Genomic DNA, 24,833 nt, shown 5'->3' on the forward strand with positions numbered 1-24,833 from the left:
CTGGGTCATTCTCTTGGTAATAATGTATTTATAGCTAAAGGTAAATACTTCAACAAATCAGTAGAAAGCATAGAGTATTGTCCTAGGTCTTTAGCACATAAATCTCCGCATAATGAATGAAGATATACGCCTATTTTAGCGGCCTCAAGAGGTGCAAAACCCTGACCAGCTAAACTTGCAATGATTCCGGTAAGTATGTCTCCCATCCCTGCTGTCGCCATTCCAGGGTTTCCTTGTTCGCAAAAATAAATTTCTTCTCTATTACCTATAATCGTACAAGGACCTTTTAAGACAACAGTCATTCCAAATTTATCTGCGAGCTGTTGAACATAAGTTACAGAATCATTGGCAATCGTATCGCAGTCTACCTTTAATAAATTTGAACATTCACCTGCATGAGGTGTAATGATTATATGGCTATAATCTTTCCCCTCTTGTAGTATGGCTTGAAGATAATAAATTCCGTCTGCATCGATTACCATAGGAATCTTTTTTTCTATTAATATCTCTAACAATGGACCATAGGAGTCTTTTCTCCCTAAACCTGGCCCAAATGCAATAACATTTTTCTTGACGAGAAGTTCCAAAAGCTCAGCTTCTCCTTCGTAGCCTCTAATCATGATTTCTGGATGAATATTATTCATTCTGTGAACGTATTTATTTAGGATTCCAACGGTCGATAAACCAGAGCCTGTACGCAAAGCAGAATATGCACTCATAATAGGTGCTCCTGTCATGAAGTCGCTACCACCAAGAACAAGTACACTGCCATAATTGTATTTATGGCTGTTGTTTTTTCTTTTTGGCATTGGCAGCAGACAGGAAGGGTCTAGGTAGTACTTGTTCGACTTGTTTTCATCTTCTACAATACCGATATCTAATAAAACCTTTTTTCCTTGAACATCTTTAGCATCATTTAGTAAATTGCCAATTTTATAATTGTTTACGATCATAGTCAAGTTTGCTTCTATACAAGTCCCAGCTATTCTACCATTATCTCCTCTTAATCCAGATGGAATATCAATACTCGCCACATATGCAGTACTTTGATTGACTTTTTCAATAGCTTTTTGAAAACCCCCTCTAATTTCTTTATTTAAGCCAATACCGAAGATTCCATCTATAATTAATGTAGACTTATCGATAATTCTTTCAAATTCAGAATAAAACCTTTCGTCTTTATAATAAAAAATCTTTGCACTTAATGTAATAAGCCTGTCTAGATTCTCCTTTGTTTCTACGGTCATAGCCGAAAGATTTCCAATTAGGATTACATTGACATCAAATCCATCCTTTAGGAGATAACGAGCAATAACGAGTCCATCGCCGCCATTATTTCCCACACCAGAAAGTACGACAATCTTGTCCTCATTCAAACTAAGCTCTCTCTCTTCTAGAAGACAATGATAAAGCCTTATTCCAGCTTCCTCCATCAATTCTGTAGATGTAATCCCCTTAAGTTGGCAAGTAAAAGCGTCCGCTCTCTTCATTTCATTAGTAGATAAGATTTTCATTTTATCCCAACCTTTCTGTTATAGCAATAGCATTGGCAATAGCATATTCTTTGCAATGAGAAATGGATAAGAAAATATTGTCAATATTCTTTTCCTGAGCAATTTTTTTTGCATTGCCGTATAAATTTATAGAAGGCTTATTAAAAGAATCTTTTTCTATTTCAATATCTGTAAACCGAAAAAATCGAAAACCCGTGCCAAGTGCTTTGCTAACCGCCTCTTTTGCTGCAAAATATCCAGCTATAGATTGAGGATTATTTTTTTTAGACATAAAATAAAGATTCTCCACCTCGGTAAAGTGCTTGGATAAAAAAGTAGGATGTCTTTCAACAGCCCTTCTAATTCGATCTATTTCAATGATGTCAATACCTGTTCCACAAATCATCTCATATCTCCTATATATAAATATAAGTCATTATATCATAAATTTGTATATGTAGATTATTTTGCTTCAATTTATTCGACGCAGATTGTCTCTATTTATTCGAGGCAGATTGCTCATAAAAGTTATAAATTCTTTAAATAATGGAAGAATAATAGTACTGTTATTTTTCGAAAGGAAAGAGTCCATATGAATAAACTCATCGCAATAGATTTTGGCACATCTAATACATTAATCCATTCAAAAGAAAAGGGAATTATTTTTCAAGAACCTTCTGTAGTGGCAATAGACAATAATATTAACAAAGTATTAACCGTAGGTAATGAGGCCCAACAAATGATTGGAAAAACTCCTACAAATATCAGCGTTATAAGACCTTTAAAATACGGTAGTATCGATAAATTTGACATTGCTATTCGAATGTTAAAAATGATGATTGATCACACTAAAGAGGGCAATCGCTTTTCTAAGGCCTTTGCAAAGGCTTATGTCCTCGTAGGTGTCCCAAGTATGATCACTCAAGTAGAAAGCAGGGGCATAGAAGAAGTTATTCACGAATCAGGGGCAAAAAAAGTTGTTCTTGTTAAAGATGTGATTGCAGATGCCGTCAGCTTAGGAGAAGATATATTCAAACCTAAAGTATCCTTTATAGTAGATATAGGTGGTGGCACAACAGATATTGCCGCTATTGCTTTAGGCGGTATTCTAGCTGAAGAATCTATTAAAGTAGGTAGCAATGATATTGACCTAGCCATTATCCAATACATTAAAAAAGAATATAATGTAGAAATTGGCGAATTAACTGCTGAACATTTAAAAATTCAATTGGCAAATGTAATCATCGAAAAAGAACAGTTTATGGAAATCATAGGTCAAGATTTAGCAAGTGGGCTTCCGATTAATCTCAATATGAGCAATCAAGAGATTTATGAAGCAATTAGAATCCCTATTGAAAAGATATGTTCTAGTATTAAGTCGGTTATAGAAAGCTGCCCTGCAGAAAGCGTAGCAGATATACTCTCTAATGGCATCATGTTAACAGGCGGAGGTGCCCAACTAAGAAACTTAGACAAACTGCTTTACCAGGAATTAGGCATACAGGCTTCAATCGTTCCTTCCCCAGAGTATTCAACGATAAATGGTTTAGGAAAACTATTAGATCATATCGATACTATTCACAATATGGTCATAGAATACAGCCCCTATATTAGTAGAAAAGACCTTGATAAAACCACCGAAGAGTAAGTTCTATGTTCTACGTTCTAAGTTCTATGTTATTTAAGTCACCCATGGTGACTATAATGCTTTTACTTAGAACTTAGAACTTACATCTTAGAACTAATATGCGATGATAATTCCACCATCATCTGCATAAACTGCACTTAAGCCATTGGCTTCTGTAATGATAATCTCTTTAAAATTGTATCTTTCTTCAATGAGCTTCTTTACATATAAAGCTCTTTCTAAAGCATTGCAATGAGCAATTCCTAACTTCTTATTCTCACTAACAACACCTTGCTTTTCTATTTGATCGACTAATTTCTTTAAAGCTCCTTTAGACCCTCTACTTTGATCAATCATTTTGATTTCACCATTGCCATCTTCTGAGAGTATGGGCTTTATGTGAAGAAATTGTGCAAATCTTCCTTTTAATTTACTTAATCGACCATTCTTCATAAGATTATCTAAACTATCTAGGACAAATATTGTCTTTAATTCAGATATATACTGCTCCACCTTTGAAACAATATCCTTTACTCCATCCCCTTCATCAATTAACTCTTTAATTTTTATAGCGATCATGGTCTCTCCAATAGCAGCAGTTAAGGAGTCAAAGACATGTATTGCCTTATCTTCAAATTGTTCCATGTACATCTTCTTTGCAGTCATAGCACTATTGTACGTACCACTTAATTTAGATGAAATTGTCACTACAAAAATATTTTCATCGCCCTTATACTTTTCTAAGAATTCATTAGGAGAAGGACACGCTGTTTTTATGGCGCTAATCGATTCTTTCATCTTTTGAACAATCTTCTCACCCGTAAAACTCTCATCATCTACATAATCTTTTCCATCTATATTAATTGTAAAAGGTACTTTTGAATGATGTATCTCCCTTCCATACTTTTCGTCAAAGTCACAACTACTTCCTACAACAATTTTATAATCCATGTTTAACCTCCTCTTTATGTTAATATTATCATATTCGCTATGTTTTTTAAATAAAAAGCAGTTATAATATAAATGCACAGAATGTTATATACAAAAATGGAGGAATAAATATGTCAAATTACATTGATTGTACAAATTCATTTATTGAAGAGCGTGAATTAGAGAATATCTTGCCTATAGTCCAAGTATCGGACAAGTTATTAAAGGAAGGCATTGGAGCTGGAAATGGTTTTCTTGGCTGGATGAATTATACGGATCATATAAATACCGAAGAACTTGAAAAGATAAAAGATTCTATTGAAAAAATCAAAAAAAATTCAGAGGTACTCATTGTAATAGGAATAGGTGGTTCTTATCTTGGATCAAAGGCTGTTATTACGGCTCTTACTCATACCTTCTACAATGAATTAGATCAACAAGAAAGAAAGACACCTAAAGTTTACTTTGCTGGTCAAAATATAAGCCCTACCTATTTAAAACATTTATTTGATATCATAAAAGGTAAAGATTTTAGTGTCAATGTGATTTCAAAATCAGGTACTACAACAGAACCTGCAATTGCTTTTCGATTTTTTAAGGATATACTTATTAAGCAATACGGTAAAGAAGAAGCTGCAAAGAGAATCTATGTAACTACAGATGCTCAAAAGGGGGCCCTTAAGACTATGGCAGATAACGAAGGTTATACTTCATTTGTCATCCCTGACGATATAGGTGGACGATACTCTGTATGTACTCCAGTAGGCTTACTTCCTATTGGATGCGCTGGAATTAACATAGATGAGTTTTTAGAAGGCATTAAAGAAGGCGTAAAAGAGTTTAGCGGCGAAAATATGGATAATCCTTGTTACACTTATGCTGCAATTCGAAACATACTGTACCAAAAGGGTAAGGATATCGAAATTTTAGTCAATTACGAACCTAATTTGCAGTATTTTTCGGAATGGTGGAAACAACTTTATGGAGAAAGTGAAGGAAAAGATCAAAAGGGAATATTTCCTGCATCTGTGAATTTTTCTACGGACCTTCATTCTCTTGGTCAAATTATTCAAGATGGAAGAAAAAATCTATTTGAGACCATCATTAATATCGAAAAAATGGAAATTGATTTAGAGGTGCCTATGGATGATGATAATTTAGATGGTTTAAATTATTTAAAAGGAAAAGGCATGAACTACGTCAATCAACAAGCGATGAAAGGCACTTTATACGCTCATTTAGATGGCGATGTTCCTAATATGATGATTAATATTCCAGATTTAACTCCACGATCAATAGGGAAATTGATTTACTTCTTCGAAAAATCTTGCGCACTAAGCGGATATATTTTAGGGGTGAATCCTTTTGATCAACCAGGAGTAGAGTCCTATAAAAAGAATATGTTCGGCTTATTAGGAAAGCCTGGTTACGAGGAGATTGGAGAAAAACTCAAGAATAAAGCAGCTAGCAAATAAATACTAGCCACCAGCTATTAGCAATCAGAACTTTGCTACCAAGGTCGCTATTAAAACTGAATGTTGGTTGCTGGACGCTGATTGCTATAAAAAATGACATCCCCCAGGATGTCATTTTTTATCATAGAAAAGTGCAATCAGTTCAGGTCCTGTATGAGCTCCTATGACTGCTCCTACGGATCTGGTAATAAACTTGCTTGTTTGAAACTTTTCATTAAAGATGTCTTTTAATTCGTCGACGACTTCTACATTATCTCCATGGATAATACCTACGGTTTGATTTTTTAGGTCATAACCTGTGTCCTTTATGATTTCAAACATCCTCTTGTATAGCTTTTTTCGCCCTCTTGCAGTCTCTAAAAGCTTTAAACTCCCTTCTTCCACGTGGAGTATAGGATAAACATTTAGTAGATTTCCTAGTATAGCTGCACTCTTTTTAAGTCTACCACCTTTATGAAGGTAATTTAGGTCAAAGACAGTAAAGACTTGACCCATCTTTAAAGATTTTTCTATAACGATATCTCTAATCTCGTCTAAGTCTTTTCCTTTTTTTGCTTCTTCTGCTGCCCTTAAGACAATCAAACCAAAGCCAAGGGATGCACTTTTTGTGTCAACAATGATTACTTTGCATTTTTCTTCGCCGTATTCCTGGATAAGTTGATTTTTTGCAAGGATAGAAGCCTGATAGCACCCAGATAATTCACTTGAGAAGGCAATATAGATACAAGGTCGATCTTTTAGAATATATTCTTCAAATTTTAGATAATAATCATGTGAAGTCACTTGAGAAGTGGTAAAAGTAGTTCCCTCTCGCATTTTCTTGAAGACTTCCTCTGGCGTAATACTTACGCCTTCTTTGTATTGCATGCTATTCTCAATAACAGCTAATGGCAATACATCAATATCATATTGCTCAACAAGCGCCTTAGGTAAATCACTAGCACTATCCGTAATAATCTTCACATTTTCCATATGTTCGCTTCCTCTCGATCCCATTTTATGTAAAAACCCCTCTAGAGGGGTCTTGCATTTACATCTTTTCAGGCAAATCGTATTCCACGCCAAAAGTATCTACAGTCATTTCTTTTATTACTACATCCTCTGTTGGTCTATCATTAAAACCAGTTTGTACATCCGCTATTTGATCTACTACTTCAATGCCTTCAACCACTTTGCCAAAACCAGCATATTGACCATCTAAATGGGGAGAATTTTTGTGCATGATAAAAAATTGTGAGCCCCCACTATTAGGGTTCATTGCTCTTGCCATAGAAATGACGCCTCTATCGTGTTTTAGATCGTTATTAAATCCATTGCCATTAAATTCGCCTTTTATAGAGTATCCTGGGTCGCCCATGCCACTTCCTTGAGGGCATCCCCCCTGAATCATAAATCCTTTTATAACCCTGTGAAAGATTAGTCCATCGTAAAATTTATCGTTGACTAAACTGATAAAATTCCTTACCGTATTTGGTGCCATTTCTGGATACAACTCCACTTTCATTACATCACCATTGTTCATGGTTATTGTGACTACTGGTTTCTTTTCCATAGATTCATCTCCTCGTTTCATTATATTAAGAAAGATTTATATATTCTTTCCTTTATTCTTTAAATAATTTAGTAATTTGTCTACACTAGTATTTAAAATCAATTCTTCAGGTAATTGAATTTCTTCTAACAGTTTCGTTACAACAGAAAATTCACCTACATAAGTGCTATAATGAGCATCACTACCTAAAGAAATCGGTAGTTTATAGTCTCTGCACTTTTCTGCAATCATTCTACAATTATCTTTACTTCCCTTTCTACTACCTAAAAAGGAACTATTATTAATTTCAATAAAGGTATTAGTGTCCTTCGCCGCTTTAAACACATCATCATAATCTAGTTCATAAGCTGGGTTTCCAGGATGAACAAGAATATCTACAAATTCTTTTTTCATTGCCTTTACTACTGCCCTCGTATTTTCTTTTTTTGTTCCAGGCATTAATACTCCCTCATGTAAGCCAACTAATACGATTTCCATTCTGTTTTCTAAATACTTTGGTAAGTCTAAATCCCCATCAGTATTTTTAATATTTGCTTCTATCCCCTTTAGGATTCTTACTCCATGAATTTCTTTTGGTAGAACTCTCATATTACCAAAGAAATACTCGTGAGGTCCTCCTGGTAGTAATGGACCATGATCTGTCATGCAGATTAGCTTCAAGTTTTTCCGAGCAGCCTCGGCAGCGTTTTCCGTTATGGTGCTATACGCATGTAGACTTGCTACCGTATGGGTATGTGTATCTAATTCAATATTCATTTCCTATTATCACTCCTCTTTATTACCCGTTGCTTTATTTACCTTATCTAAAAAATCTTGGGCTGAATTAATTCCCATGGCCTTTTGTCTATTATTTCGAGCCGCAGTTTCTATAATAATAGCCAAATTTCGTCCTGACGTAACAGGAATCGTTACTTTATCAATGTCTACACCTAAGATATTCATATATTGATTGTCGATACCTAATCGGTCGTAATAGGATTTTGCTTCCCAATGTTCTAAGTGAATACACATCTCGATATCAACAGATTCTTTTACTGCACCAATACCGTATAATGTTCGAACATCAATAATCCCAACGCCTCTAATCTCCATGTATTGTTTTAGAAGTTCAGGGGCAGTACCCAAAAGCCTGTTGTCACTTACTTTCTTAATATCAACTACATCATCAGAAATCAAGCGATGACCTCTTTTGACGAGCTCTAGAGCTGTTTCGCTTTTTCCAACGCCACTTGAGCCTGTAATGAGCACACCAATACCAAAGACATCAACTAATACGCCATGAATAGAAACGGTAGGCGCTAAATAGTCGTCTAAATACTGTATGGTCTTCATCATTATCTTCATAGTATTTAGTTTAGATTTTAAGAGAATTTTATTGTATTTTTTAGCAGCCTCTAGAAATCCTTCATTCTCAATATCCCATGCTATAATCAAACAAGGCCAGGAATAAGAGAAAAAGGTGGAGATCTTTTCTTTTCTCTCTTCATGTGAGAGATGTCTCAAATAGCTGTCTTCCACTTTACCAATAATTTGTACCCGGTCTTCATCAAAGTGATTATAAAATCCGTATAGCTGCAAACCAGGCCTATTTATACTGCTATTGGTAATGGCAACCTCTTTGCAGTCTCCATCATAGACAATTTCTAAATCTAAATTATCGCAAAATTCATTAAGAAACATTTTTCTCACCTTTCAACTTTAGTACAAACTTTTACTGGAAATGTTGCACTATATTCCTTGCTATTTTATCATTTATTCCATCAATCTGCAAAAGTTCTTCTGTAGACGCTTTTTTAATATTATCTACGCTTTTAAAATACTTTAATAAAGCTTTGCGTTTTACTGGACCAACTCCAGGTATATTATTGAGCTCTGAAGCCAACATATTGTCACCTCTAATTTTTTGGTGATACGTAATGGCAAAACGGTGAACTTCTTCAGATATGCTGTTTAACAAATAATATATAGGTGTGGAAAATGGAATTTCAATGGTTTCGCCTTCATAAATGAGGGCTCTTAGCTTGTGTCTGTGATCTTTTACCAAGCCACAGATAGGGATATTTATAGTAGGGTAATGAGCTAATATATCTTTTACTGCATTTATATGCCCCAAACCTCCGTCTAGTAGGATAATATCTGGGAAAGGTAAGAATTTCCCATCTTGACCTATCTCTAGCTCCTTCACACCCCTTTCTATTCTTCTAAAGAGGACTTCTTGCATACTGCCATAGTCATTTTGTCCTGTTATGCTCTTAATCCGAAATCTCCTATAGGCTTTTTTATTTGGTTTAAGCCCCTCGTAAACCACCATAGAGCCAACACTATCACTTCCTGATATATTGGAAATATCGTAAGATTCTATTCTATTAGGCTTCTCCTTTAATGAAAGCTTTTCCATAAGCCAATTATAGGACATATCCTGTTTTACTTTATTCATAGTCATCTTGTGTTTATAGTCTTCAAGGGCTAGCCTTGCATTGTCCGTAGCCATATGGATTAAGTCCTTTTTACTCCCTCTCTGAGGTACTTTAAGAGATACTCTACTTCCTCTTTTTTTGCTCAACCATTCTTCAATAATATCCCCATCATCTACTTCTCTCTGCACGATAACTTCCTTGGGAACAAAGGATGTACTGTGGTAAAACTGTTTCATAAATCCCGATAAAAACTCTTGTTCATTGTAAATATCAGCAAAGAAGAAGTTTTCCCTTCCTAATATCTTTCCCTTTCGAATGAAGAATACTTGTATACAGTAGGTAAAATCTTCACCATAAAAGCCTATGATATCTTGATCCTCATCAGAATTGGATACAATTTTTTGTTTTTCGGTAATATGATTGATTCCATTAATTTGATCTCGTATTTTTGCTGCTCGCTCAAAATTTAAATTTTGAGATGCTTCCTTCATCTCTTTCTCTAATTTGTGAATAATATTTTCGTATTTTCCATTGAGAATTTGTATGATTTCTTGTATACTTTCATTATATTTTTCAACAGACACATTACCTTGACACATGCCTGGACACTCTTTGATGTGGTAGTTTAAACAAGGTCTTTCTACTTTTCCATTTTTAAACTTCTTAGAGCATCTTTTTAAAGAATAGAGCTTGTTTAATAATTCTACTGTTTGTCTTACAGAATAAACATTGGTAAATGGCCCATAGTATTTTGCCCCATCCTTTTTTACTTCCCTAGTCAAGATTACCCTGGGGTATTTTTCATTTGTAGTCACTTTTATATAAGGATACGTTTTGTCATCCTTTAACAAAATATTAAAACGAGGCATATTTTTTTTGATTAAATTACACTCTAATATCAGAGCTTCCATTTCTGTATCAGTTATAATAAGTTCGAAGTCAGCTATATGATCTACCATTGTTGCAACTTTTATAGTCTTTTCTGAAGCATTAAAATACTGCCTTACTCGATTTTTTAAGTTTCGAGCCTTGCCAATATATATAATCTTCCCATTTTCGTCTTTCATTAAGTAAACACCTGGATTTTCGGGAAGGTCTTTTAATTTGTTTTTATCAATCATTATTTTTCTCCCATTAATATAATAAGTACTATTATGAAATTTTTTGGTTTTATTAAAGTGATAGAAGGTATATATATAATAACATAAATTTAAATTTTAAGAACATGATTGCTGGAGGGATTCTATGAAATTAATAAGACAATTAGGATTAACGATCTTAACGAATGATCAGTATGAGGTTCGAATTCAAAAGAAAATTTTTGGAGGATACAGCTTGAAAAAGTATATTATCAATTCGCCTTTTGATTTGCTCGAAACAAGAGAGGTTCGCTTAGATATATCTGAAGAGGAAGCCATAGAATTAGGTAAAGAACTCTTAGAAAAAGTATATCGCACTGCAAAACAATATAAAAAATTAAATTATATTCCTAGTTAATGAAAGTGCGTACGACGCATTAGTCGCTAGTCCTAGTCTTTAGTCCCTAGCATTAGAGTATTCCTTTTGGGTCAAGATCCTTCGCTTACACTCAGGATAACTGGGCAGGAGCCAGTGTCAAAAGTGCAACTTGCCTATTATAGAACAAAGAGAGATTGCTATAAATCTCTCTTTGTTCTATGCTAAAAAAATCTTATTCTCTACTTTAATTATTATTTAAGTCATCTTTATATGCAGGGGTTTAATCTTTGACCCAAGAGACTTGACCCTAGCACTGATGGCTGGGGGCTTATCGCTGATGGCTAAAGTGCGATTCGCACTTTTATACACTTTTATCTTTACATCTTCTTTAAGAACATTCTCTTTAAGGCGTAATTTGTAGTCATACATATTTTCTTCTGCTTTTCTTTGAATTTGTTCAATATCTTCATAATCTGTCATCTTTGTTGCCCAACCAAAGGAAACAGAAAGAGGTCTAGCTTCTACATAAGTTATATTACAAGTCCTTATTAACCGACTGATGATTTTTTCTGTATCTTTATGACTAGTTTTAGGTAACAATATCTTGAACTCATCGCCGCCTACCCTTGCGATAATATCTCCTTCACGGCAACAAGATTTTAATACCTCTGCTGTCTTCTGAAGAAGTTGATCTCCTATATGATGACCTAAGTTGTCATTAGTATATTTTAAATCATTTACATCAGCCATAATTACACTAAGAGGTAGCTCTCTTTCTGTTGATAATCTCTTTAGTTCCACTTCAAAAAAGGCTCTATTGTAGAGCTTAGTCAGTGAATCGTGAAAACTCATATATTTATAGATTTCTGCCTCTTGCTTTAACTCTTTTAATTTTTGTACTTCAACAGAAATATCTTCAAGATACAACAAAATATGCTCTGAATCCCAAGATAAGTTCTTTACCCCTAAGCGAAACCAACAATTCAAATCTTTAGAATAATGTTCTATGTTTATACTTTGTCCCTTTTGAATGAACTCTTTGCACAAATGGATCCACTCTATACCATTTTTAGAGAACTCACTATTGCCTACTAAACTCATTTTTTTATGTAATACTTTCTCTCTTCTTAAACCTGTAATATCTTCGAAAGCATTATTTACATTTACATATTCAAAATCACAAAATTCATTCCTCTGATCTCGTGTTACTTTAATACAAGCACATGCAATAGGCAATTCATTCAATATACCTTCACAAAACTCCCTCTTCACCCATAGTCCATCCCTTCGTTCAGAATGAAAGCTTTTTTCCTAATAAAATTTATTAATATCAATCTAATATTTTAGTTATAGCATTAGAAAGCAAAGATATAAAATTTTACTTATTTTAATATTAACTTTAACTCGCCTTCATTTTTAATCTCTTCATTTTCTATTTCTAACTTTAGCCAAAAGGATATATTTTCCTCTGAGCTTTGAGCACATAGATAATATATACCATTGGAAATATTTGACATTTCAAATTTTCCAAATTTGTCTACTGTAAAAACTCGAATAGGCTTTTCATTTTTTTTCTTGCAGAGCAAAACTTTGATCTCTAGATGATTTAGTTCAACCGGGTATTCAACATATCCACTTACTATTAGAGGCTCCTTCTTTTTGAGATTATTTGTTTTATCTAACACTTTATCAGAAACAATTAATGTAAAATCAGAATCAGAAGATATACGCTGTTCTTCTATAGAAAAGGACACATAACTACTTTTATACTCTTTCCCATTCGCATTTACTGCTGAAAGAATATAGTTTCCATCTTGCGTAATAGTAAGAAAATAATTTCCATTTTCGTCTACATTTGAGACAGCCACAACTTCATCGCTATCCGCTTCTCGAAGATGAATATCAAATTTTTCATTAGCTATTTTAACATTTAATAAAACCTTGCCCTTTATAGAAATAAGGTTCTCCTGATTCTTTTGTACAGAACAACTGCATAAGACTAATGCTATTAGCAAAACAAATAATTGTTTTATCTTCATTCTACCGTACCTCCATTAAAAAAACTTAAAAAAAATGACGAATAACTTTATATTATTATTATTTTAAGAATAACCGATTTATGACTAATCCATGTATAAGGGGACAAGGTTCATAAAAACAAGCTATAGCAAACAAATCCATCGCTTGAGACAATTTCTATAAAAATAAATATAATCATTGCCAAGGATTGCAATTAGTGTTAGAATATATGTTGTTGAAACTGCGCGCCTTTAGTTCAATTGGATAGAGCGTTTGACTTCGAATCAAAAAGTTGGGGGTTCGAGTCCCTCAGGGCGCGCCAAATATGCGACTTGCGTCGCAATGAATAGTGAACAGTGAACTATGAATAATTTACAATATATATGACAAACTGCTTAAAAAGTGTCGCATATTTGTATTGTTCAATGTTCAGTGTTCATTTTTCATTTTTCAATAAAATAAGCCCCTTCCATTATCGGATTGGGCTTTTGTTATTTTTCTATAAATAAAAAAGAACTCATAAGAGTCCTGTATAATCATTTGGAGCGAAAGACGGGATTCGAACCCGCGACCCTCGCCTTGGCAAGGCGATACTCTACCACTGAGCCACTTTCGCATATATCATTTACGTTCTTGTCCTTTTTCTTAGGAACGAATATCATTATAACATATCTAGAATAAAATGCAAGACTTTATCTTGTTTTTTTAAGAAAATATTTTAAGAAGTTAATTATAAAACTAAAAAGAGCTAAATTACTAAAGAGATTTTTGACATAAAGTCACCCGTAGTGAACGACGCAGCGTCGTTCACTACAGGTGAGAAGTTGGAGGTTAGATTAATCTTTCCAACTTTCTAAACACTCAAAGCCTGCTCTAAATCCTCTATTAAATCAGACACATTCTCTACTCCTACAGACAGACGAATGAGTCTATCATTTACTCCTAATTTGTTTCGAATCTCTTCTGGTATAGCTGCATGGGTTTGTTTTAATGGATATGTGATTAGTGTTTCTACTCCACCTAGGCTCTCAGCATACATAATCAACTTAATATTGCGAAGTATCGATTCTACCATTGAAGGGTCTTTTACTGTAAATGAAATCATTCCTCCAAAGCCACTGCTTTGTTTCAAATTTACTTCATATCCTATATGATTTTCAAGTCCAATATAATAAACCTTTTCAATATTTTCGTGCTTTTCTAGCCATTTTGCAATTTGCAAAGCGTTTTCTTGTTGCTTTTCTAAACGAACTCCTAATGTTTTAATTCCCCTAATAATAAGCCAACTATCAAAAGGAGACAGTACGGCTCCTGATGTCATTTGAAGTAGCTCAATTTGAGCAGCAAGTTTTTCATCTTTTACTACTAAAAAACCAGCTAAGGTGTCATTATGCCCACCTAGATACTTTGTTCCACTATGAACTACGATATCTCCACCTAATTGTAGTGGTCTTTGATAATATGGCGTCAAGAAGGTATTATCTACGATAAGCAGAGCATTTATTTCTTGGGCAATATTAGATATCTCTCTAATATCTGTCACTCTCATCATTGGATTAGAAGGCGTTTCAATGTAAATAGCAACTGTATTTTCTTGAATCACCTCTTTAACAGAATCAATATTACTCGTATCCACATAAGTAAACTCTAGTCCGTAGTTTTTAAATACCTCTTCAAAAATACGATAAGTCCCACCGTATAAGTCTTCTGAAACAACAATATGGTCTTTAGGTCTAAATAGGGTTAATACCGTTGTAATAGCTGCCATACCACTAGAAAAACCAAATCCACGGATTCCTTTTTCTAAATTTGCTACAACACATTCTACTTCTTCTCGAGTAGGATTTTGTTGCCTAGAATAATCATAACCTGTAGATTCGTTAAAATTCGGATGGCGAAAAGTAGCACTTTGGTATATAGGAAAACTGATGGCACCTGTCTTTTCCTCATAAGATTTGTTTCCATGAACGACTAATGTATCTACATTAAACTCTTTGTTCTGCATTTTTGATCACCTTTTGTTCTTTAATTTGTTGGGTATAAAATCGTTTTGTTTTATAGCATATTATTTCTATATGTTTTATATATTTTATTGATTATAATATAATCTTTGGATTCTTTTGTCAAGGACAAAAATAGCTTCACTTTTATGTCAATATACTATCTTACCTCTTAATATATATTTCCTCATCCTTCTGAAGATTTGATTCCTTCATCATTATATTCTGATTTCAAAAATAAAAAACATCCTCGCCAAACAACGAAGATGCTTTTATTAGTACGGATGGCAGAAATAAATGCTTCACAATTTCGTCATTTTCAAGGTTTGATTGCTGTCATTTTTATATTTAATTTCCAAAAAAAATAAAAACACCCTCGCCGAACAACGAAGATGCTTTTATTGGTGCGGATGACAGGAATCGAACCTGCACGTCATAGACACTAGATCCTAAGTCTAGCGCGTCTGCCAGTTCCGCCACATCCGCACAAATTTTAAAATGGTGATCCATCCGCGACTCGAACGCGGGACACCCTGATTAAAAGTCAGGTGCTCTGCCAACTGAGCTAATGGATCGTATTTCTTACTGCTCAATGTTCATTCTTTTATTGTTACATGTTACTTGGCTGGGGTAGCAGGACTCGAACCTACGCATGCCAGAATCAAAATCTGGTGCCTTACCGACTTGGCGATACCCCAATATTATTTTTGAGTTTCTATGGGGTGAGCGATGGGATTTGAACCCACGACATCCAGAACCACAATCTGGCGCTCTAACCACTGAACTACGCTCACCATATCTTTAGTTTTGTTGGATGGCGCGCTTGAAGGGATTCGAACCCCTGGCACACGGCTTAGAAGGCCGTTGCTCTATCCTACTGAGCTACAAGCGCATGCTTTGAAAAAATGGAGCGGGTGAAGGGAATCGGACCCTCGCGACTGGCTTGGAAGGCCAGGGCTCTACCACTGAGCTACACCCGCATAGTTAGATATTATTTTTTATTTTTCGACTTATTTCGATTGACGACTCATTTATTATACAATGTTCTGTTTTTGGAGTCAAGAACTTTTTTGTTTTTTTATAATTATGTTTTGTCTCCAAAAGTCGGAAGTCATCTATTTCTTAAGGACAAGCATTAGTATACAACAGGATAAGATTTAAGTCAACACTTTTCCTACTCTTTTTTCAATCTTTTTTCTTATCAATATATACTTATCTTTAAAGGACTGAGAGGAACGTTTTACTCGTTCCCTTATTATACGTCTAAAATTCTAGCTTCTAATAGCCCACTTTCTGTAATTTCAATAACTCCATATGTTTCTTTAGGTTGCCATCTCTTGTCACCAATACTTCCAGGATTTAAGAATAAAATTCCATTTACTATCTCCTGATAAGGCACATGGCTATGGCCAAACAAAACCACATCCGCTTTTTTCTCTTGAGCAGCGTAATATAAATTGTTTAGATCTAATTTTATTCTATACTGATGTCCATGAGTCAAAAAGAATCTCTTTCCGCATATATCTTCGATAATTTCCAATGGTCCTTCACACAAATCTGTATTGCCCTTTACATATTTAACTGGACAGGATACCATCTCTTGAATTTTTATAGCATCTCTTACATTATCCCCTAAATGAAAAATCAAATCCACATCTTTACATATTTCAAGTATCTTTTTCGCTCTAAACAAATTTCCATGACTATCACTAAAAACTAATATCTTCATATTCCCTCGTTCTTCATTAGCATTTCTGTTAACTTGTCCAATGCTAATGCTCGATGACTAATTTTATTCTTTTCTTCCGCTGAAAGCTCTCCAAATGTTTTCTTAAATCCATCAACAATAAATAATGGATCGTATCCAAATCCATTTTGCCCATTTAATGTAAAGTCAATATACCCCTTGCACTCGCCTCTAAAAAGATATTCTTCTCCATTAGGAAGAATCAATGCCATAATACATACAAATTTAGCACTTCTATTTTCCATGGGCACATGTTTAAGCTGGGATAATAGCTTTTCATTATTCATATCATCTGTAGCATTTTCTCCCGCGTACCTGGCAGAATATACACCAGGTCTACCGTCTAGGGTATCCACCGCTAAGCCAGAATCATCTGCTAAAATGATATCTTCAGTATACTCTTTTAAAGCTCTTGCTTTTATAAGGGCATTTTCTTCAAAGGTAGTACCATCTTCCACAATATCTACATAAATCCCTTCTTCTTTCATAGTTACTACATTAAATTTACTTCCAAGTACAGCCTTAATTTCGTCTTTCTTATGTTCGTTTCCTGTAGCAATAACGATTTTCATTGGTTCACTCCTTTTTTGATAGGGTGGAAAAAGCTGAAAGCGGAATGCTGAAAAAATCATATCGCCTAAAGAAGATGTGATTTAAGATCGTTCGTCGCAAGCTCCTCACGATAACAGCATAGATGTATGAAGCTATACTTTTCCAACAGTCCAACTTTCCCTTATCAATTGTTTAACTATTGTTCCATAAGAGTTTTTCTCTGAAGATTGATTAATTCCATGATTCCCTTTTCTGCATAAGTTAAGAGAGTGCTTAATTCCTCTTTACTCATAGGTCTGGCTTCTCCTGTACCTTGAATTTCCACATATTGACCTGTTTCTGTCATTACTACATTCATATCTACTTCTGCCTTACTATCCTCTTCATAGCACAAATCTAGTAATGGTTGACCTTGTACTACACCTACACTTACAGCCGCTACAAAATGGTCTAATGGAAGCTCTTTAATACGTCCTGCATCTTTTAATTTCTTTACAGCAATCATAATTGCAACGAATGCACCAGTAATAGAAGCCGTTCTTGTACCTCCATCTGCTTGAATGACATCACAATCTACCCAAAGAGTCCTTTCTCCTAATTTTTCTAAATTAATTATTGACCGAAGAGTTCTGCCAATCAATCTCTGAATCTCCATATTTCTGCCATCTACTTTTCCCTTGCTAGAGTCCCTGATTTTTCTCGTCACTGTCGAGCTAGGAAGCATTCGATACTCTGACGTAATCCAACCTTTCCCCTGTCCCTTTAAAAAAATTGGAATTTTTTCTTCTACCATAGCAGTACAAATTACTTTTGTATCGCCAAACTCAATTAATACAGATCCATCTGCATGTTTCGTATAATCCTTTGTAATTTTTATATTTCTTAACTCGTCGTATTTTCTCTTATCGTATCTTTGCATTTTTTGCCTCCAATTGTCATTTATATATATTCGCGAATGCCTCCATAGTATAACTTGCAACATCGTGGTTTCCTTGGGATAGAATAATTAACTCTATATCACTATTTTGACTTATTGTCAAAGACATACTCTTCATAAACCGAACACATGCCTGGCTATCAGTATCGATAGGATTCTTTATCTTTATCTTAACCACATTGCCCTCTATTGAGACCTTTTCTAATTCAAAATCTTCAGGAATTGGTGTATTTGTTTCCTTGAAAAAGCCAATTTGTTCTTGAACGATTTTATCTACCGATGTACTATCTTTGGGAATATTCTTTGTTACTGGTATATAATATGTGTAGTTGTTGCTTACATTATTATAGAAGTATAAAGTACTCTTTACATATTCCCCTTGAACTACATGGTCTAAAGAATTGATATTTCCTCGGGTCAAAGGTTCCCCCACCCTTGTTCCTTGTGCTAGTTCCTCTACAATCTGATTATTTACTAATACTTGCACCTTATTAACCGTTTCAAATTCTGTCAGAGTGTATACAATAGCCTTTATCGCGGTCTCTTCTTCTTTTTTGTCTTTAAATGAATTAATATCATCGTTAAAACTTATTCTCATAAGATTATCCTCTTTTAAAGCCAAATCAAATTCAAGACTTTCCGGCAATACAGGAGATAAACCAATCTCTCTAAGCTCAATTCTATTTTCTGGATTATCTACTAAGGCTTTAATTACAGATTTTGCAATACCTTCCTGCTTTGGAATTTGGCGCATAACTGGAATTAGATACCCTTGAGGGTCTACATAATAAAAAACACCCCGGGTTTTGCTTTCATCTAGTTCTAGTAATCTGATATCATTTAACTCCTTAAAAGTACTCACATAGTCCTTATTGGCTTGTTTATAATCTATATTTTCCACAGCTTGTTTATCATTCAAACCTGTATCTGCGCCTTTTCTACAACCTGAGCATATAATAAGCATGACCATGCATATAATCCACAATTTTCTTTTCAAAACGCCACCCCCTAAGGTAATTATATGAAAGAGGGGGGCTTGTTAGAATACTTAAATATGGTTGGTTGGTTGGTTGGTTGGTTCGTTGGTCGGTTGGACGGGAAAAACCATATCTCGCCCGAAGGCGAGTTTTAAAACTTTAGACTTCAAACTTCATACATTATATTATACGAAGGCTCAACCTAGGTTTTTCCTGACCACCTGACCACCTGACCACCTTACCACCTGCCTTTATACGCTTTATACAATTCATCCGTCTCAGGCGCATCCAAAGGTAGAAGTTGACCGTCTTCTGTAATGATTTTCGATTCTCCTTTTATAAACTCACCTATTACTGCTCCATTAATATTATTTTCTTGTAAACTCTTTAAGAGTGCTTCTTCTTTTTCCTTCGAAACAATCATGAGCATTACGCCACTAGAGATTAGTTTAAATGGATTTATATGAAACTGTGAGGTGATTTTTTTAGTTGTTTCTAATATGGGAATATTTTGAGCCACGATTTGAACTCCTAGTTTCGATTTTTCAGCCATTTCCCATGCAGCACCCAGAATCCCTCCTTCTGTAGCATCATGCATAGATTTTACGCCAATTTGAGCGCCTATAAGACCTTCTTGTATCACACTTAAGCTAGATGATAAATACTGTAGTTCTTCTAAATCTTTTTCTGTTAGACCTTCAATTTGATTCTTAAAATCATCATATAAAATAGTCGTTCCTTCTAATCCTGCATACTTCGTCATAACAAGCAGATCTCCACATTGAACTTTTTCTCCCGGAATTAAATAATCTCTCGAACCCCCTCCTAGTGAGGTGACGGAAAGAACGATTCGATTTACTGCATCCGTTATTTCTGTATGCCCACCTAACAATTCAATCTGAAGCTCATTAGATACTTGTAAAATATCCTCCATTATCTTTTGAATATCTTCTAAAGTAGCGGTAGGAGGTGCTAATAAGGTAACCATAATACCAAAAGGTTTGATGCCCTTAGATGCAATATCATTACATGATATATATACTGCTAGCTTTCCCATATTGCTTGTCGTAGCCGTAATAGGATCCGATGATATAACACATAGCTCATCTTTGAAATCTAGAATGCTACAATCTTCACCAATACCTGAGCCTACTAATACTCTTTCATCTTTGTATTTTATCTTTGAGAAGATAATCCTATCTAGTTGTTCATTTGAAAGTTTTCCAATTTCCAATATTTTTCACTCCAAAAATTCTGAATTTGTCAAATACTATTATAGTATAAACTAAATTAATCTGAAAGAAAAATAATGGAGGGCTTAAACTGACGACAATTAATTGTACTTCAAATTGTATCTATCAAGAAAACGGAAAATGCGCACTTCAAAATGTACAAGCTATTACCAGTTCATGTAGTGATGATTGTGCATATTTTATTTCAAAAAAGCAAAAAGAAAACAAGAAAATTAGTCCTTAGTCACTAGCATTAGGGCATTTCTTTTGGGTCAAGATCCTTCGCTAGCGCTCAGGATGACTTAAGCAGCAAATAGGTCAGAAAGTACAACTTTTCTAATCAAATAAAAAAATGCTATCACCATAAAAGGAGATAGCATTTTTATTTATACTTGCATAGTATTTTCAGCTTTCCACTTTCAGCTTTCCACTTTCCGCATTCCGCTTTCAGCTTTCGGCTTTCCGCTTCTAATACTATATTTCACCTATACGATGACAAGCTGCGTAATGACCTGGTTCACGTTCTTGAAAAATTGGTGTAACTTGTCTGCATTTATCAATTGCATAACTGCATCTGTCCACAAATCTACATCCTTCTTTTGGATTTATTGGACTAGGAACATCTCCATCTAACACAATTCTTTTCTTATTTCTCTGAATATCAGGATTAGGAATAGGAATTGCAGATAATAGAGCTTTTGTATAAGGGTGAAGAGGATTGTCATATAACTCTTCTGACTCTGCCAATTCCATCATATGCCCCAAATACATTACCCCTACTCGGTCTGAAATATATCTAACCATGGATAAGTCATGAGCAATAAACAGATATGTTAAACCTAGCTTGTCCTGTAATTCCTTCAACAAATTAACCACTTGCGCTTGGATAGAAACATCCAAGGCCGAAATAGGTTCGTCGCATACAATAAATTTAGGGTTTAAAGCCAAAGCTCTAGCAATACCTACCCTTTGACGTTGTCCACCAGAGAATTCATGTGGGAAACGCATGGCATGTTCTTCGTTTAATCCAACCAATTCTAGCAATTCAATTACTCTTGCATTCTTTTCTTTTTCAGATTTATAAATTCTGTGAATCTCTAAAGGCTCCGCAACAATATCTGCTACTGTCATTCTTGGATTTAACGAAGCATATGGATCTTGGAATATCATTTGCAAATTCTTTCTCACATCAGCCATATCATGCCTTGAAAGATTAAAAATATTTTTTCCATTAAATATGACTTCACCTTCAGTAGCATCATACAATCTGGTGATAGTCCTACCAGCAGTGGATTTTCCACATCCTGATTCACCTACAAGACCAAAGGTTTCTCCATGAAATATATCAAAGCTAATACCATCAACAGCCTTTAGCTTATTACCATTACCAACATTAAAAAACTTCTTTAGATTTTTTACACTAATTAATGGCTCTTGCACTATACTTCACTCCCCTTCACATCTTTTGACATAGGATGGTTCAACCAACAACGGCTACTATGAGTTGAACTGTGCTCCGTAAATTGTGGCATATGATCTTTACAAACTTTCATAGCATAATCGCAACGATCATAAAAAGCACATCCCTTTGGAGGAATATATAAATCTGGCGGTGTTCCATCTATCGAAAGTAAAGCCTCATCTTTATTCATATCTAAACTAGGTACAGAAGCTAGTAGTTTTTTAGTATAAGGATGAGAGGTGTTTTTAAATATTTCATCTGTCAAGCCTTGCTCTACGATTTGTCCTGCATACATTACTACAACACGATCACTCATATCCGCAACTACACCTAAATCATGAGTAATCAATATAATTGACATACCTAATTTTTCTTGTATATCTTTCATTAAATCAAGAATTTGAGCCTGAACCGTTACATCTAATGCTGTTGTAGGCTCATCCGCAATTAATAATTGAGGATTGGATACCATAGCAAGCGCTATCATAACTCTTTGTCTCATTCCTCCAGAAAATTCATGAGGATATTGTTCTATTCTTTTTTCAGGTTGAGGCACCGATACAAGTTCTAGTGCTTCAATTGCCCTTTTTTTTGCTTCTTCTCGTGATAAACCCTGGTGATTTATCAAACCTTCTATAATTTGTTGTCCGATTTTCATTGTTGGATTCAAAGAAGTCATAGGATCTTGAAAAATCATAGAAATATGATTTCCTCTAACCTTTTGCATCTCTTTATCTGTCTTTGCTATTAAATTTTCACCATTGAATTTGATTTCCCCTGCTTTAAAATAGGCAGGAGGCATTGGCAGCAATTGCATAATTGAATTCGCCGTAACACTTTTTCCACAACCTGATTCTCCGACAATTGCAACTGTTTCTTGCTTGCCTACATAAAAACTGATATCTCTAACTGCTTCAACCTCTCCAAAAAAAGTTTTAAAAGAGACGGCCAAATTATTTACTTCTAGTATTTTATTCATATTCGTCCTAACCTCTCTACTTACGTAATCGTGGGTCTAGTGAGTCCCTTAATCCATCTCCGAATACATTAAATGAGAACATGATTAACGAAATCAAAATGGCAGGAATAAGAATTTGATATGTATTCCCCACTGCCAAACCAGCTAATCCGTCATTTGCAAGTGTCCCAAGACTTGACTTTGGTGCCTGTAAACCTAAACCTAAGAAACCTAATGTGGCTTCAGCAAATATAGCACGTGGAATAGTAAGTGTTACATTAACTAAAATTGGACCTAATGTATTTGGAATAATATGTTTCCTTAAAATCCAACTTTTACTAGCGCCTAGCGATTCTGATGCCAAAGAGTATTCTGTTTCCTTTAATTGTAGTACTTGTCCTCTAACCAATATAGCCATTGGCACCCAACCAGTCAAACTCATAGCAAGTATTATGACAAACATAGAGCTACCTGAACCTTCTGTCTGTAAAACGACTGATAGTAATATTACAATGAGTAAATATGGAATGCTGTAAATAATCTCAGCAAGTCTCATCATCATACTGTCTACTCTTCTAGAAGCCATACCAGCAACGCCACCATAAATAACACCAATTAAAAAATCAATAAATGCTGCAATGATCCCTATTGCTAAAGAGTATCTTGCACCAAACCATACTCTAGTAAACATATCTCTACCTAATTCATCACTACCAAACCAAAAAGTAGAATTTGGTTTTAGATTTGTCATATCTAGATGCTGTTCAAAATATGCGTATCCTGACATGTATGTACCTACGAAGGACATAATAGCCATTACAATAATTAAGGTTAATCCTAACATAGCTAGTTTATTTTGTTTAAGTCTTCGCCAAACATCAGGCCAATACTTAATACTAGGACGATGAATTTTATCTGCATTTTGATTAGATTTGTCTGCTTTTTCAAATAGCTCTGGTTTAAGATTTATATTACTCATCATCGTCCCTCCTTTGTTAACTTAATTCGTGGATCGATAAGCATATATGCGATATCTACGATTAATAACATAACAATCAATATAGCTGCATAAAAAATAGTTGTCCCCATAATTAAAGTATAATCCCTATTGCTGATAGATTGAACAAAAAACCTACCTAATCCAGGTATTCCAAAAATCTTTTCAATTACAAAACTTCCAACTAGCAAATTAGAAATGGTTGTCCCAAGAATTGAAATAACAGGTAAGATCGCATTTCGAACTGCATGTTTTAGGATAACAGCTGACTTTGCAATTCCTTTTGATCTTGCAGTCTTTATATAATCTTGTCCTAGTACTTCAAGCATTGATGATCTCATAAGTCTTGCCATTGTCGCTAATGGCATCAATGCCATTGCAAAAGAAGGAAGTAGTGAATGTCTCCATGTACCCCATCCTCCGATAGGAAAGAACGATACATTCCTCGCCACAAATTGTATTAACAATGTTCCCATAATAAAGGATGGAACTGAAATACCAATGATTGCGATTATCATAGATATATAATCAGGAAATTTATTTTGATATAGTGCTGCAAGAACTCCTAATGCTGGTCCAAATACAATAGCAATAAGTAAAGCTTGCAATCCTAATTGAGCTGAAACAGGAAATCCTCTCGAAACCATATCATTAACGGTCTCTACTCTTGACTTCATAGAATCACCCAAATCTCCCTTCAATAAATTTTGAAGATAGATTACATATTGTTCAGATACTGGCTTGTCCAGACCATACTTAGCCTGTAAGTTTTCATATACGGCTGGTGGCATTTTACTTTCTGAACGAAAAGGATTGCCAGGTATTGAATGCATTAACATAAATGTTATGGTAATAACAGCCCAAATGGTAACCAGTGCCAAACCAATCCTTTTTATAAGATATTTTGTCATAATAGTTCTCCTTTATAAAGTAAGCTACTCTATATTTATGTTAATGAATGAAAAACGAGCTCTATAAACAAGTTCATAGAGTCTCGATT

At 34.6% G+C, this 24,833-nt stretch carries 23 protein-coding genes and 8 tRNA genes; 4 read left to right on the top strand and 27 right to left on the bottom strand.

Annotated features, from left to right (window positions below):
- Nucleotides 1-5: 5 nt before the first annotated feature.
- Nucleotides 6-1,514: an NAD(P)H-hydrate dehydratase gene (locus tag DES36_RS00065; RefSeq protein ID WP_113919186.1), complete on the bottom strand. Its 1,509-nt coding sequence runs from the start codon at nt 1,512-1,514 to the stop codon at nt 6-8.
- 1 nt (nt 1,515) lies between these two features.
- On the bottom strand, nt 1,516-1,899 hold the full coding sequence (acpS, locus tag DES36_RS00070) for a holo-ACP synthase (RefSeq protein WP_113919187.1): 384 nt from the start codon (nt 1,897-1,899) through the stop codon (nt 1,516-1,518).
- Between the two features lie 186 nt (nt 1,900-2,085).
- Between acpS and mreB the strand changes: the two genes are divergently transcribed.
- On the top strand, nt 2,086-3,141 hold the full coding sequence (mreB, locus tag DES36_RS00075; protein WP_113919188.1) for a rod shape-determining protein: 1,056 nt from the start codon (nt 2,086-2,088) through the stop codon (nt 3,139-3,141).
- Nucleotides 3,142-3,234: 93 nt separating this feature from the next.
- Here the strand turns inward: mreB and DES36_RS00080 are convergent, their stop codons facing one another.
- Nucleotides 3,235-4,071, bottom strand: coding sequence for a DegV family protein (locus DES36_RS00080; RefSeq protein ID WP_113919189.1), 837 nt, complete (start codon nt 4,069-4,071; stop codon nt 3,235-3,237).
- 110 nt (nt 4,072-4,181) lie between these two features.
- Here DES36_RS00080 and DES36_RS00085 point away from each other — a divergent pair, with 110 nt between their 5' ends.
- Nucleotides 4,182-5,525, top strand: a complete 1,344-nt coding sequence (locus DES36_RS00085; protein WP_113919190.1) for a glucose-6-phosphate isomerase — start codon at nt 4,182-4,184, stop codon at nt 5,523-5,525.
- 111 nt (nt 5,526-5,636) lie between these two features.
- On the opposite strand, the gene DES36_RS00090 is transcribed toward DES36_RS00085, so the two are convergent.
- From DES36_RS00090 to uvrC, 5 genes are read right to left on the bottom strand one after another with little or no spacing between them, the layout of a single operon-like run.
- A complete protein-coding gene (locus DES36_RS00090; RefSeq protein WP_170128112.1) occupies nt 5,637-6,497 on the bottom strand; it encodes a DegV family protein in 861 nt (286 codons plus the stop codon).
- Nucleotides 6,498-6,555: 58 nt separating this feature from the next.
- Complete coding sequence (locus tag DES36_RS00095; protein ID WP_113919192.1) at nt 6,556-7,077, bottom strand: peptidylprolyl isomerase; 522 nt, start codon at nt 7,075-7,077, stop codon at nt 6,556-6,558.
- 36 nt (nt 7,078-7,113) lie between these two features.
- Nucleotides 7,114-7,833, bottom strand: a complete 720-nt coding sequence (locus tag DES36_RS00100) for a phosphatase (RefSeq protein ID WP_113919193.1) — start codon at nt 7,831-7,833, stop codon at nt 7,114-7,116.
- A 9-nt stretch (nt 7,834-7,842) separates the two neighbouring features.
- Complete coding sequence (gene hprK, locus DES36_RS00105) at nt 7,843-8,757, bottom strand: HPr(Ser) kinase/phosphatase (RefSeq protein ID WP_113919194.1); 915 nt, start codon at nt 8,755-8,757, stop codon at nt 7,843-7,845.
- 31 nt (nt 8,758-8,788) lie between these two features.
- A complete protein-coding gene (uvrC, locus tag DES36_RS00110; protein ID WP_113919195.1) occupies nt 8,789-10,615 on the bottom strand; it encodes an excinuclease ABC subunit UvrC in 1,827 nt (608 codons plus the stop codon).
- 124 nt (nt 10,616-10,739) lie between these two features.
- Here uvrC and DES36_RS00115 point away from each other — a divergent pair, with 124 nt between their 5' ends.
- Nucleotides 10,740-10,991, top strand: coding sequence for a hypothetical protein (locus tag DES36_RS00115; protein ID WP_113919196.1), 252 nt, complete (start codon nt 10,740-10,742; stop codon nt 10,989-10,991).
- Between the two features lie 216 nt (nt 10,992-11,207).
- Here the strand turns inward: DES36_RS00115 and DES36_RS00120 are convergent, their stop codons facing one another.
- Together DES36_RS00120 and DES36_RS00125 are read right to left on the bottom strand one after the other, a co-directional pair.
- Complete coding sequence (locus DES36_RS00120) at nt 11,208-12,224, bottom strand: GGDEF domain-containing protein (RefSeq protein WP_113919197.1); 1,017 nt, start codon at nt 12,222-12,224, stop codon at nt 11,208-11,210.
- Between the two features lie 110 nt (nt 12,225-12,334).
- On the bottom strand, nt 12,335-12,991 hold the full coding sequence (locus tag DES36_RS00125; RefSeq protein WP_113919198.1) for a peptidase associated/transthyretin-like domain-containing protein: 657 nt from the start codon (nt 12,989-12,991) through the stop codon (nt 12,335-12,337).
- Between the two features lie 225 nt (nt 12,992-13,216).
- On the opposite strand from DES36_RS00125, the gene DES36_RS00130 reads away from it, so the two are divergent.
- A tRNA-Arg gene (locus tag DES36_RS00130) sits at nt 13,217-13,293 on the top strand.
- 219 nt (nt 13,294-13,512) lie between these two features.
- On the opposite strand, the gene DES36_RS00135 is transcribed toward DES36_RS00130, so the two are convergent.
- From DES36_RS00135 to DES36_RS00215, 17 genes are all read right to left on the bottom strand, one after another.
- A tRNA-Gly gene (locus tag DES36_RS00135) sits at nt 13,513-13,587 on the bottom strand.
- Nucleotides 13,588-13,824: 237 nt separating this feature from the next.
- Nucleotides 13,825-14,976, bottom strand: a complete 1,152-nt coding sequence (locus DES36_RS00140) for a trans-sulfuration enzyme family protein (RefSeq protein WP_113919199.1) — start codon at nt 14,974-14,976, stop codon at nt 13,825-13,827.
- 397 nt (nt 14,977-15,373) lie between these two features.
- Nucleotides 15,374-15,457: transfer RNA gene (locus tag DES36_RS00145), tRNA-Leu, on the bottom strand.
- 13 nt (nt 15,458-15,470) lie between these two features.
- A tRNA-Lys gene (locus tag DES36_RS00150) sits at nt 15,471-15,546 on the bottom strand.
- A gap of 47 nt (nt 15,547-15,593) precedes the next feature.
- A tRNA-Gln gene (locus DES36_RS00155) sits at nt 15,594-15,669 on the bottom strand.
- 20 nt (nt 15,670-15,689) lie between these two features.
- Nucleotides 15,690-15,765, bottom strand: a tRNA-His gene (locus tag DES36_RS00160).
- Nucleotides 15,766-15,786: 21 nt separating this feature from the next.
- Nucleotides 15,787-15,863 (bottom strand) — tRNA-Arg (locus DES36_RS00165).
- Nucleotides 15,864-15,877: 14 nt separating this feature from the next.
- Nucleotides 15,878-15,951 (bottom strand) — tRNA-Gly (locus tag DES36_RS00170).
- Between the two features lie 275 nt (nt 15,952-16,226).
- On the bottom strand, nt 16,227-16,700 hold the full coding sequence (locus tag DES36_RS00175) for a metallophosphoesterase family protein (RefSeq protein ID WP_113919200.1): 474 nt from the start codon (nt 16,698-16,700) through the stop codon (nt 16,227-16,229).
- Complete coding sequence (locus DES36_RS00180) at nt 16,697-17,290, bottom strand: XTP/dITP diphosphatase (protein WP_113919201.1); 594 nt, start codon at nt 17,288-17,290, stop codon at nt 16,697-16,699. The genes DES36_RS00175 and DES36_RS00180 overlap by 4 nt, the downstream gene beginning before the upstream one ends.
- A 176-nt stretch (nt 17,291-17,466) precedes the next feature.
- Nucleotides 17,467-18,189, bottom strand: coding sequence for a ribonuclease PH (rph, locus tag DES36_RS00185; protein WP_113919202.1), 723 nt, complete (start codon nt 18,187-18,189; stop codon nt 17,467-17,469).
- Between the two features lie 16 nt (nt 18,190-18,205).
- Nucleotides 18,206-19,204, bottom strand: a complete 999-nt coding sequence (locus DES36_RS00190) for a GerMN domain-containing protein (protein ID WP_113919203.1) — start codon at nt 19,202-19,204, stop codon at nt 18,206-18,208.
- 218 nt (nt 19,205-19,422) lie between these two features.
- Nucleotides 19,423-20,418: an AIR synthase family protein gene (locus DES36_RS00195; RefSeq protein WP_113919204.1), complete on the bottom strand. Its 996-nt coding sequence runs from the start codon at nt 20,416-20,418 to the stop codon at nt 19,423-19,425.
- 472 nt (nt 20,419-20,890) lie between these two features.
- Nucleotides 20,891-21,856 carry an ABC transporter ATP-binding protein gene (locus tag DES36_RS00200; RefSeq protein WP_113919205.1) on the bottom strand — a complete coding sequence of 322 codons (966 nt, stop codon included), beginning with the start codon at nt 21,854-21,856 and terminating at the stop codon, nt 20,891-20,893.
- Nucleotides 21,856-22,857, bottom strand: coding sequence for an ABC transporter ATP-binding protein (locus tag DES36_RS00205; RefSeq protein ID WP_113919206.1), 1,002 nt, complete (start codon nt 22,855-22,857; stop codon nt 21,856-21,858). The genes DES36_RS00200 and DES36_RS00205 overlap by 1 nt, the downstream gene beginning before the upstream one ends.
- 16 nt (nt 22,858-22,873) lie before the next feature.
- Complete coding sequence (locus DES36_RS00210; RefSeq protein ID WP_341457111.1) at nt 22,874-23,815, bottom strand: ABC transporter permease; 942 nt, start codon at nt 23,813-23,815, stop codon at nt 22,874-22,876.
- Nucleotides 23,815-24,744: an ABC transporter permease gene (locus DES36_RS00215; RefSeq protein ID WP_113919208.1), complete on the bottom strand. Its 930-nt coding sequence runs from the start codon at nt 24,742-24,744 to the stop codon at nt 23,815-23,817. Before DES36_RS00215 ends, DES36_RS00210 begins: the two co-directional genes overlap by 1 nt.
- Between the last annotated feature and the right edge of the window lie 89 nt (nt 24,745-24,833).

The organism is Alkalibaculum bacchi (genome assembly GCF_003317055.1).
Taxonomy (GTDB): domain Bacteria; phylum Bacillota; class Clostridia; order Eubacteriales; family Alkalibacteraceae; genus Alkalibaculum; species Alkalibaculum bacchi.